This is a genomic window from Sphingomonas flavalba (assembly GCF_004796535.1).
Lineage (GTDB): Bacteria > Pseudomonadota > Alphaproteobacteria > Sphingomonadales > Sphingomonadaceae > Sphingomonas_L > Sphingomonas_L flavalba.
In genome coordinates this window covers 1-9939 of the sequence record NZ_SPHY01000028.1, presented here as the reverse complement: position 1 = coordinate 9939, position 9939 = coordinate 1, and the positions used below count along the sequence as shown (strand labels likewise).

Here is a 9939-nt window from a genome sequence, read left to right as displayed (position 1 = left end):
GGCCGGTGTTGGCGCGGATGCGGGCGGCGCCCGGCTATGAACATGCGCTGGCGGCGGCGCTGGGCGACGACCTGGAGGCCGGGCTGGAAGGCGCGCGGCGCTGGGCCGGGGCGGAAGCACAGCCGGGCGACCCGGCATTGCCGCCGGGCGCCGAGCCGCTGGCCGACCATGTCAGCGCGCCGGGGGCGCTGGGCCGGCGGCTGGCGCAGATCGGCGTCGTCGACAGCGACGACGGCGCGCCGCTGGCGGTGGGGCAGAGGATCGTCACCCGTGGCGGGGCGCTGCGCCGCTGGGACGGGTTTGTCGCCAGCGGGGATGGCGCGGCGGCGGCGGAACGGCTGATCCGGGTCAACCGGCTGGCGGAGATCGAGGCGGCATTGCCGCCGGCACAGGTTGTGGTGAAGCGCGAGGAGGCGGCGCTGGCGGCGGCGCTGGCGATGCTGGCCGAAGCGGCGGCGGCAATCGATGCGGCGCGGGGGGAGCGCGGTGCGGCGGAGAACCGCGCCCGCACCGCCCGCCGCGACGAGGATCAGGCGCTGGTCGCGATCGAGCGGCTGGCCGGGCGACGTGCCGAACTCGACGAGCGGGCTGCCCGGGCCGAGGCGGAACGCGCCGAGGCGACGATGGCGCTGGGAGAGGCGGAGGCCGCGCTGGCGGCGCTGCCCGACGGCGCGGCAACCGCCGGCGCGGTCGACGCGCTGCGCGGGGCCAGCGAGCGGGCGCAGCAGCATGTCGTGCAGCTGAAGGCTGAGGCGGCCGCCGCCGACCGCGCCGTCGATGCCGATCGTGGGCGCCGCACCGCCGCGCAGGCGGAGGCGAAAAGCTGGCGCAGCCGCGCCGGCGATGCGGCGCGGCGGATCGAGGATATGACCAAGCGCGCCCGCGCCGCCGAAGCGGAAGCGCTGACCCTGACCGAGGCGCCGGCGGCGCTGGACAACCGGATCGCCACACAGTCCGCCGAACGGGCGCAAAGCGCCGCCGATGCCGAGGCGCTGGCGGCGGCGGAGCGCGAGGCGGAAGCGAAGCTGCGCGCGGCGGAAGCGGCGCTGGCGGCGGCGGGCGAGGTGCTGGCGCAGGCGCGCGAGGTGCGGGCCGGGGCGACGGCGCGGGCCGAGAACCAGGAGCAGCGGCGGCTGGAGATGGGCCGTCTGTCCGGCGAACGGTTCGAATGCCCGCCGGTGCTGCTTGCCGAGCGGGTCGGCTTTGCCAGTGCCGAGGTTGGCGACGTCGCCGCCGAATCCGGGCGGCACGACCGGCTGGTGCTCGACCGCGAGCGCATCGGCCCGGTCAATCTGGTCGCCGAGCAGGAATTGCGCGAGCTGGAGGAGAGCCACGCCGCCAATGTCGCCGAGCGCGACGAACTGACCCAGGCGGTCAACCGGCTGCGCGGATCGATCGGCAGCCTGAACCGCGAGGGGCGGACCCGGCTGCTCGCCGCGTTCGAGGCGGTGGACGGACATTTCCGCCGGTTGTTCACCACCCTGTTCAACGGCGGCGAAGCCTATCTCCAGCTAGTCGATTCCGACGATCCGCTGGAGGCGGGACTGGAGATCATGGCGCAGCCACCGGGCAAGAAGCTGGCGGCGCTGACCCTGCTGTCGGGCGGCGAACAGGCGCTGACCGCGGTGGCGCTGATCTTCGGCCTGTTCCTGACCAACCCGGCGCCGATCTGCGTGCTGGACGAGGTCGACGCGCCGCTGGACGACGCCAATATCGAGCGATTCTGCGACCTGCTCGACGCGATGGTCGGCGAGGCGGACACGCGCTACCTGATCGTCACCCACAATGTCGTGACGATGAGCCGGATGCACCGGCTGTTCGGCGTGACTATGGTCGAGCAGGGCGTGTCGCGGCTGGTTTCCGTCGACCTGGGTGGGGCGGAGCGGCTGCTGGCGGCGGAGTAAGAGACCAAAGCGTCATGCCGGCGGAGGCCGAAATCAAGGGGACCCCGGATCAAGTCCGGGGTGACGGGGCTGGATCACAAGCGGAGCCTGCTCGCTCCGATGAGACTCAGCGCTGTGGCTGGTTCTGTTCGCGTTCCTCAGCGGCGGCGCGGCGTTCGTCGCGGGCTTCGCGCAGCATTTTCTGGTAGCAGCCGGTCCAGCCGCCGGCGCCGACCGGCGAGCAGCTGCCGGTGCCGGTGCGGCCGGTATATTCCATCGTCCCGACCCGGGTGGCCCAGCTGCGGTCTTCCGGCGTCGGGATGCTGCGGCGCAATTCCTTGGGAATGCGGTAGCGGTCATTTTCCGGCGCACGCACGCAGATGGTGTCGGCCGGGCATTTGTCGTTGCCGAAAATGGTCAGCACCCGTTCGGATGCCTGGGCAGCGGCCGGGGCCGGGGCGAGGGCGGCGGCAAGCGCGAGCGACGCGGCGGCGAGGGGCAGTCTCATCGTTCCATTCCACTCCAGTCTGCCCCGCCAACGCGCGGGGGGATCGATCATATCCGTTTTGCCAGCGCGATCGCCGCGCGGCAGCCGAGGCGGATCGCGGCGCTCATCAGCGGATAGGCGGGGGCCTGTTCCGCGCCGGCGGCGAGGGCGGCATCGCGGTGCTCGACCTCCTCCGCCTGGAACTCGGCGATCGCCGCGGCGAGCGGCGGGTCGCGATCACCCAGTTCGTCGAGCTGCTGGCCGTAATGGCGGTCGATCTCCGTTTCGATCGCGGCGGTGCAGGCCATTGCCGCCTTCGGCCCGATCGCCGCCGTCGCCGCGCCGAGCGCAAAGCCGGCGACGTCCCAGAACGGCTGGAGCAGGGTGGGGCGGACGCCGCGTTCGGCGAGCATCGCGTCGAAGTGGCGGCGGTGGCGTTCCTCTTGCGCGGCCATGCCGGCGATCGTCCGCGCCATCGGATGCCGATCCCCCAGCACCGCGAGCTGGCCGGCGTAGATGCGGGTGGCGCCGAATTCGCCGGCCTGATCGACCCGCAGCATTGCCGCGCTGTCCGGCATCGCTTCGCCTGGCCTGTTCATCGCGCTGCTCCCCTGCGCCCAAGCAGCAGGAAGATGGCGATGGCGGCGCCGATCGAAAAGAGAGCGTTGTAGCCGGCAAGCGAAATGCCGCCGAGCGTCCATTGCGCCTGATCGCAGCGGATCAGCGGCGTCGCCCAGATATTGGCGAGGACATCGCCGCCGCCGGCGCCCGGGCCGGTCGAGCATTGGGTCAGCCCCTGCCACCAGTGATATTCGACGCCGGCGTGGAAGATGCCGATCGCGCCGCTGACCAGGATGGCGACGGCGGCGAGCGCTGTCAGCGCCCGGCCGGCGGCGGAGCGGCGCAGCAGGATGGCGAGGATGGCGAGGGCGATGGCGGCGGCGTGCGGCCAGCGTTGCCAGTAGCACATTTCGCACGGGTAGAGGCCGCCGACATATTGCGACAGCAGCGCGCCGCCGAGCAGCAGCGCCGGGGCGGCGAGCGCGATCAGCCGGGCGGTGGCGAGAGGATCGCGGGCCATGCCGCTCAACGCTTGCCGGCCTGCGCCACCCGCGCCGGAGCCGGAGCGGCGGTGCCGTTGATCCGCCGCAGGATCTTCAGCGCGTAGTCGAGCTGGAAATCCTCGATATTCTGCTTCTTCAGTTCCTCGGCGGTCTGGGCGAAGCGGGGATCTTCCTTGACGTCGTCTTCCAGGAGGCTGTTGTCGACCTTTGCCTCGTTGATCAGATGGCGGCGCAGGTCCGCCTCGCGAAAGCGCGGCCGCGCCTTGTAGTCCGGATCGGAGAGCTGAGGAACGACGAGGTCCGGCTCGATCCCGCCTTCCTGCACCGAGCGGCCGGACGGGGTGAAATAGCGCGCCGTCGTCAGCCTGAGCGCGGTCTTTTCGCTCAGCGGCAGCAGCGTCTGCACCGACCCCTTGCCGAAGGTGCGTTCGCCGATGACCAGCGCGCGGTGCTGGTCCTGCAGCGCGCCGGCGACGATTTCGGCCGCGCTCGCCGAGCCGGAATCGACCAGCACGACCACCGGCAGGCCGTGGGCGTCGTCGCCCGGCTTGGCGTAGTAGCGTTCGATGTCGACCTTCTCACGCCCGCGCTGCGACACGATCTCGCCGCGTTCGAGGAAGGCGTCCGACACCTCGATCGCCTGGTCGAGCAGACCGCCGGGGTTGGAGCGCAGATCGACGACATAGCCGGCCGGGCGGCGGCCGAGCGCCTTGTCAATGCCGAGCAGCGCGGCGCGCACGTCCGGCCCGGTATTCTTCGAGAAGCTGTTGACGTTGATATAGCCGATGTCGCCCTTCACCTCCCACTTCACCGGCTTCAGCTCGATGATCTCGCGGGTCAGGGTCAGGTCGAACGGCTTGTCGCGGCCCGGGCGGACGATGGTGATCTTGATGTCGGTGCCCGGCTTGCCGCGCATCTGGCTGACCGCCTCGTTCAGGGTGCCGCCGTAGAGCAGCGCTCCGTCGAGATGGGTGATGTAGTCGCCGGCCTTGATGCCGGCGCGGAAGGCGGGCGTGTCCTCCGTCGGCGTCACCACCTTGACCGCGCCGTCCTCCATCGTGACGGTCAGGCCGATGCCGCCGTAATTGCCGTCGGTCTGGGTGCGCAGATTGTCGAAATCCGCTTCGTCCAGATAGGAGCTGTGCGGATCGAGGCTGGCGAGCATGCCGTCGATCGCGCCCTTGATCAGCGTCTTGTCGTCGACCTTCTCCACATAGTCGGCGCGGACCCGCTGGAACACGTCCATGAACGTGTCGAGCTCGCGGAAGGTAGCGCTGTCGACGGCGGCGATCCCGGCATTGGCGACGGGGACGAGAGCCAGCGCCGAAACCAGCGCGGCAGCGCGCAGCAGAGGGGCGCTGAACAGGGACTTCGGCATCGAACAACGGGTCCTAACACGCAAGGGCGATGACTCTACAGGCATTCGCGGCGAATCCCAACTGCTGTTGTGCGGTGCGCCGGGCCGCCATCGCCGCTATCCGACCAGCCGGGTGATGTCGATCGGCGTCGCGTCGTGGCGCAGCTCGACGGTGATCCGGGGGCGGCGCGCACCGGCGCGGCCGAGCGGGCTGCCCTGCACCACGGAATCGCCGATCGCCACCGCGATCGCGTCCAGCCCGGTCAGCAGCGAGGTCCAGCCGCCGCCATGATCGACGATGACGATCCGGTCGTAACCGCGATAGGCGCCGGCGAAGGCGATGCGGCCGGCGGCGGGAGCGACGACCTGCGCGCCGGGCCGGGGCGCGATGGTCAGCCCGCGCGAGCGGACGCCGGCGCGCGAGATTTCGCCCAGCCCGGCGACGACGGTGCCGTTAACCGGCAGCCGATAGCTTGGCCGCCCCGCAGGGAGGGCGGATTCGGCCACGGCGGGCATCGCGGTGGCGGCACCGGGGCGGGGCGGGCGCGGCAGCGGGCCGGGCAGTGCGGCCAGCGCCTCTCTGGTCCGGGCCTGACGGTTCAGGTCGGCCATCAGATCGGTGATGTCGCGTGCCTGCTCGCCAAGCGCGATCGCGCGATCAGCCTCGAGCGTGGCTTCATTGCGCAGCGTCTGCGAGCGGCGACGGTGAGCGACGGCGAGCCGGGCCAGCGCGGCGCGTTCGTCGACCAGCCGTTGCTGCCCGGCGCGCACCCCGGCGAGCGCCTGCCCCGCCAGCCGGCGCAGGCGCTCTCCCTCCGCGACCTCCGCGCGCAGATCGGCGGTGCGGGCGTGGATGACCGGCAGCAGCGTCGCGAGCATGGCGCGGACATGGACCATGTCGGCGACCGAGCCTGGCTGGACCACTGCCATCGCCGCCGGGCGCCGCGCCATGGCCTGCAGGGCGGCGGTCAGCCGGGCGATCGGTTGCTGCCGGGCGGCGAGCCGGGCGCGCTGGGCGCGGCGCATGCGCTCGACAATGGCAACCCGCGCCTCGGCGGCGTCGATATCGGCTTCGGCCGCCTGGATGCGGGCGGCGACCGCCGCTTCGCGCGCGCGGGCGACGGCGGCATCGTCGAGCGCGGCCTGCGCCTGCTGTTCCAGCGCCTGCGACCGGGCGGTCGCCCGGCGGGCATCGTCCAGCGCGCGGGCCAGTTCCCGCCGTTCGTCGGCGATGGTCTGGGCGCCGGCGGGCAGGGCGAGGCCGAGGACGGCCAGCGCCGCGCCGCCGGCGGCAAGGGCAAGCAGGGCGGCGGGGCGGCGCGCCACCGTCATCCGTCGCGGTGATAGGGGTGGCCGGCGAGGATGCTGGTCGCCCGCCATAATTGCTCGGCGAGCATCGCGCGGGCGAGCAGGTGCGGCCAGGTCGCCTTGCCGAAGGCGAGCAGCAGGTCGGCTTCGTCACGCAGCGCCGTAGCATGGCCGTCGGCGGCGCCGATCACGAAGCGCGCCTCCCTCCGGCCGTCGTCGCGCCAGCGGCCGAGCCGCTGGGCGAGATCGGTCGACGGCAGGTCGCGGCCCTTTTCATCGAGCACGATCATGACGGTGCCGGGGTCGTGCGCGGGGACGCGGCCGCCGCGATCGGGCAGCTCGGTCACCCGCCAGGGCCAGGCGATGCGTTTCATGTAGCGGTCGACCAGTTCGGCCTCCGCCCCGCGCCCGATGCGCCCGCGCGCGAGGATGTGGAGCAGCAACGGACCTGTCAGGCGCTGGCGACCGGCGGCGCATCGCCAAACGCCCACATCCGTTCCAGATTGTAGAAGCTGCGGACTTCCGGGCGGAACAGGTGGACGATGACGTCGCCGGCATCGATCAGCACCCAGTCGGCGGCGGGCAGCCCCTCCACCCGGGCGGTGCGGCCGAGTTCGGCCTTGATCCGCTCGCTCAGCTTCTGGGCCATCGACGCGACCTGCCGGGTCGAGCGGCCGCTGGCGATGACCATATGGTCGGCGATGCTGCTCTTGCCCTCCAGCGGGATCGAGATCGTGTCCAGTGCCTGATCGTCGTCGAGCGAAGCCAGCACGAGGCGGTGCAGCGCCTCTGTCGTGTCGGGTTCAGGCGATTGCGGCGACGGGGATGGTGCAGCCAAGGGGGTTCCTCAAACAGGCGGGTGATGGACGGGCGAGTGCGCGGGCGGCCGTTGATCGCGGCCGTACCGGCGGTGCCAATCGGGGTTGATCCGCCGCAACAGGGTGGCGGAGGTGGGATCGGGGCGAAAGCGCAGCAGCACGAGGGCCGGCGGTCTCCAGTCCGTCCAATGAGCAACCTGGCTGGCGGGCCGGACGTAGCGCCGCAGCCAGCCCATCGCGGGGGCCGCGTGGACGGCCGCATCATAACCCGGACGCGCGACGACGGCAATCGGGACGATGCGCGCCAGTTTCCGCCAGTCGCGCCAGCGGTGGAACTGGGCGAGATTGTCGGCCCCCATCAGCCAGATGAACCGCCGTTTGGGGTGGCGGCGGACCAGCGCGGCGACCGTGTCGACGGTGTAGCGGGTGCCCAGTTCCGTCTCGACAGCCGTCGCGCGGATCGGTGCGCGCCGGGCCATGTCCCGGGCGGAGGCGAGGCGAGCGGCGAGCGGCGCCATGTCGTCGGCGCCGTCCTTCAACGGATTGCCCGGCGAGACCAGCCACCACAGATCGTCCAGCCCCAGCGCCGCGATCGCGTGCAGGCTGATCGCGCGGTGACCGCGATGCGCCGGGTTGAAGGAGCCGCCGAGCAGGCCGGTGATCGTCATCGCCTGAGCCATGCCAGCAACCGGCCGCCGGGCAAAGAGGGGTCAGGCGCCCTGCGGCGTCCGTTCGAGCATCTTGCGGCGGTCGCCGCCCTGCCGTTCGATCATCCAGCCCGGATATTCCGGCACCAAAGCGCTCGCCGCGTCGAGCGTCGCCAGCTCGTCGGCGGTCAACGCGATGGAAACGGCGCCAAGGTTGTCGGCAAGCTGGTCGATCCGCTTGGCGCCGACGATGACGCTGGTCACTGCCGGCTGATGCAGAAGCCAGGCGAGCGCGACCTGCGCCATCGATACGCCGCGCGCCGCGGCGATCGGCGCCAGCGCGTCGAGCACCGCCTCCCCGCGCACGGGATCGACCGGTGGGAAGGCGAAGGCTTCGCGCCGGCCCGCGCCGGCATCGCCGCGATATTTGCCGGACAGGTAGCCGCCGGCAAGCGGGCTCCACACCATCAGGCCAAGCCCTTCCGACCGCAGCATCGGCACGATTTCCCGCTCAAGATCTCGGCCGACCAACGTGTAATAGGACTGGGTCGACTGGAAGCGATCGAGGCCGAGGCGGGCGGAGATGCCGAGCGCCTTGGCGATCTGCCATGCCGCCCAGTTCGACACGCCGATATAGCGGACATGACCCTGGCGGACGAGGTCGTCGAGCGCGCGCAGCGCTTCCTCGATCGGCGTTGCCGGGTCCCAGCCGTGGATCTGATACAAGTCGATATGGTCGGTGCCGAGGCGTTTCAGGCTGGCCTTAGCCTGATCGAGGATGTGGGCGCGCGACAGGCCGCGATCGTTGGGGCCGTCCCCCATCGCGCCCATCACCTTTGTCGCCAGGACCATATCCTCACGCTTGAGCCCGAGATTGCGGATTGCCTGGCCTGTAATCTGTTCGGACAGGCCGCGCGAATACATGTTGGCGGTGTCGACGAAGTTGACACCGGCGTCGACGGCGGCGCGCAGCAGGGCGTCGGCGTCCGCCTGTTCCAGGCCGCCGATCGCCGCGAACATGCCGGCGCCGCCGAAGGTCATGGTGCCGAGGCACAGTTCGGAGACGAACAGGCCGGTAGAGCCGAGGTGATTGTAGCGCATGGGAAATTCCTGATCCGGGGGCGGGTGTCTGCGCAGATGGGAAGCGGTGGGCGCCGCCGCAACCGGGCCGGGGCGGGATTTCCGCGCTAGGGCCGGATTTGCCCGGTGCCGCGCACCAGCCATTTGTAGGTGGTCAACCCCTCCAACGCGACGGGCCCGCGCGCGTGGAGGCGGCCGGTGGCGATGCCGATTTCGGCGCCCAGCCCGAATTCGCCGCCATCGGCGAACTGGGTCGAGGCGTTGACCATGACGATCGCGCTGTCGACCTCCGCCAGGAAGCGTTCGGCGGTGGCGGTATCCTCGGTGACGATCGCTTCGGTGTGGCCGGAGCCGTGGGCGGCGATGTGGGCGAGGGCGCCGTCGATGCCGTCGACGATGCCGACCGTGCACAGCGCGTCGAGATATTCGGTGTCCCAGTCCGCCGGATCGGCCGGGGTGATGTGCGGGTCGATCGCCCGCGCCGCCGCGTCGCCGCGCAGCGCGCAGCCGCCGTCGAGCAGCGCGGCGAGCAGCGGCGCCGGATCAGGATAGGCGCGGTCGATCAGCAGCGTTTCCATCGCGCCGCAGATGCCGGTGCGGCGCAGCTTGGCGTTGACCGCGATCGCCCGTGCCTTGGCCGGGTCGGCGGCGGCGGCGACATAGACATGGTTGATGCCGTCGAGATGAGCGAGGACCGGCACGCGCGCTTCCGCCTGGACGCGGGCGACCAGCCCCTTGCCGCCGCGCGGCACGATCAGCGCGATCGCCCCGTCGGCGCCGGCGAGCATCGCGCCGACGGCGGCGCGATCCGGCGTGGGGACGATCTGGATCGCGTCGGCGGGCAGGCCGGCGGCGGCGAGGCCGGAGACCATTGCACGATGGATGGCGGCGCTGCTCGCCGTCGAATCGGAGCCGCCGCGCAGGATCGCGGCGTTGCCGGACCGCAGACACAGCGCCCCGGCGTCCGCGGTGACGTTGGGCCGGCTTTCGTAGATGATGCCGATGACGCCGATCGGCACGCGCACCCGTTGCAGCACCAGGCCGTTGGGGCGGGTGCTCTCGTCGATCAGCGCGCCGAGCGGCGAGGGCAGGGCGGCGACCGAGTCCACCCCGCGCGCGATGCCGTCGACGCGCTCGCGGTCGAGGCGCAGCCGGTCGAGCAGCGCGGCGGACAGGCCGGCGGCGGCGGCGCGCGCCATGTCATCGGCATTGGCGGCGAGGATCGCGCCCGTATCGGCGCGGATCGCGGCCGCCGCCGCCGTCAGCGCCGCCGCCGTCAGCGCCGGATCGGTCCG

At 71.9% G+C, this 9939-nt stretch carries 11 protein-coding genes; 1 reads left to right on the top strand and 10 read right to left on the bottom strand.

Annotated features, from left to right (window positions below):
• On the top strand, nucleotides 1-1904 hold a 1904-nt coding region (locus tag E4A53_RS14330), incomplete at its 5' end, for a coiled-coil domain-containing protein (RefSeq protein ID WP_476712826.1).
• A 106-nt stretch (nucleotides 1905-2010) separates the two neighbouring features.
• Here E4A53_RS14330 and E4A53_RS14325 read toward each other — a convergent pair.
• From E4A53_RS14325 to E4A53_RS14280, 10 genes are all read right to left on the bottom strand, one after another.
• Nucleotides 2011-2391 carry a hypothetical protein gene (locus E4A53_RS14325; RefSeq protein ID WP_136163797.1) on the bottom strand — a complete coding sequence of 127 codons (381 nt, stop codon included), beginning with the start codon at nucleotides 2389-2391 and terminating at the stop codon, nucleotides 2011-2013.
• A gap of 47 nt (nucleotides 2392-2438) precedes the next feature.
• Nucleotides 2439-2969 carry a demethoxyubiquinone hydroxylase family protein gene (locus E4A53_RS14320; protein WP_136163796.1) on the bottom strand — a complete coding sequence of 177 codons (531 nt, stop codon included), beginning with the start codon at nucleotides 2967-2969 and terminating at the stop codon, nucleotides 2439-2441.
• On the bottom strand, nucleotides 2966-3451 hold the full coding sequence (locus tag E4A53_RS14315) for a disulfide bond formation protein B (RefSeq protein WP_136163795.1): 486 nt from the start codon (nucleotides 3449-3451) through the stop codon (nucleotides 2966-2968). Before E4A53_RS14315 ends, E4A53_RS14320 begins: the two co-directional genes overlap by 4 nt.
• Before the next feature lie 5 nt (nucleotides 3452-3456).
• A complete protein-coding gene (locus tag E4A53_RS14310; RefSeq protein ID WP_136163794.1) occupies nucleotides 3457-4812 on the bottom strand; it encodes a S41 family peptidase in 1356 nt (451 codons plus the stop codon).
• Nucleotides 4813-4908: 96 nt separating this feature from the next.
• The gene (locus E4A53_RS14305; protein ID WP_136163793.1) at nucleotides 4909-6123 is read right to left on the bottom strand and encodes a murein hydrolase activator EnvC family protein; all 1215 of its coding nucleotides are present in this window, start codon (nucleotides 6121-6123) and stop codon (nucleotides 4909-4911) included.
• Nucleotides 6120-6542, bottom strand: a complete 423-nt coding sequence (locus E4A53_RS14300; protein WP_136163792.1) for a 23S rRNA (pseudouridine(1915)-N(3))-methyltransferase RlmH — start codon at nucleotides 6540-6542, stop codon at nucleotides 6120-6122. Before E4A53_RS14300 ends, E4A53_RS14305 begins: the two co-directional genes overlap by 4 nt.
• A gap of 8 nt (nucleotides 6543-6550) precedes the next feature.
• A complete protein-coding gene (gene rsfS / locus E4A53_RS14295) occupies nucleotides 6551-6937 on the bottom strand; it encodes a ribosome silencing factor (protein ID WP_136163791.1) in 387 nt (128 codons plus the stop codon).
• Nucleotides 6938-6946: 9 nt separating this feature from the next.
• Complete coding sequence (locus E4A53_RS14290) at nucleotides 6947-7585, bottom strand: nicotinate-nucleotide adenylyltransferase (RefSeq protein ID WP_136163790.1); 639 nt, start codon at nucleotides 7583-7585, stop codon at nucleotides 6947-6949.
• Between the two features lie 42 nt (nucleotides 7586-7627).
• Nucleotides 7628-8665 carry an aldo/keto reductase gene (locus tag E4A53_RS14285; protein WP_136163789.1) on the bottom strand — a complete coding sequence of 346 codons (1038 nt, stop codon included), beginning with the start codon at nucleotides 8663-8665 and terminating at the stop codon, nucleotides 7628-7630.
• Between the two features lie 86 nt (nucleotides 8666-8751).
• Nucleotides 8752-9939 (bottom strand): glutamate-5-semialdehyde dehydrogenase (locus E4A53_RS14280; RefSeq protein WP_136163788.1); only part of this gene is annotated, 1188 nt, incomplete at its 5' end.

Excerpts from the sequence above, each read along its gene's own strand:
- E4A53_RS14325 (WP_136163797.1), bottom strand. The coding sequence starts at position 2,391 with ATGAGACTGCCCCTCGCCGCCGCGTCGCTCGCGCTTGCCGCCGCCCTC.
- E4A53_RS14320 (WP_136163796.1), bottom strand. The coding sequence starts at position 2,969 with ATGAACAGGCCAGGCGAAGCGATGCCGGACAGCGCGGCAATGCTGCGG.
- E4A53_RS14315 (WP_136163795.1), bottom strand. The coding sequence starts at position 3,451 with ATGGCCCGCGATCCTCTCGCCACCGCCCGGCTGATCGCGCTCGCCGCC.
- E4A53_RS14310 (WP_136163794.1), bottom strand. The coding sequence starts at position 4,812 with ATGCCGAAGTCCCTGTTCAGCGCCCCTCTGCTGCGCGCTGCCGCGCTG.
- E4A53_RS14305 (WP_136163793.1), bottom strand. The coding sequence starts at position 6,123 with ATGACGGTGGCGCGCCGCCCCGCCGCCCTGCTTGCCCTTGCCGCCGGC.
- E4A53_RS14290 (WP_136163790.1), bottom strand. The coding sequence starts at position 7,585 with ATGACGATCACCGGCCTGCTCGGCGGCTCCTTCAACCCGGCGCATCGC.
- E4A53_RS14285 (WP_136163789.1), bottom strand. The coding sequence starts at position 8,665 with ATGCGCTACAATCACCTCGGCTCTACCGGCCTGTTCGTCTCCGAACTG.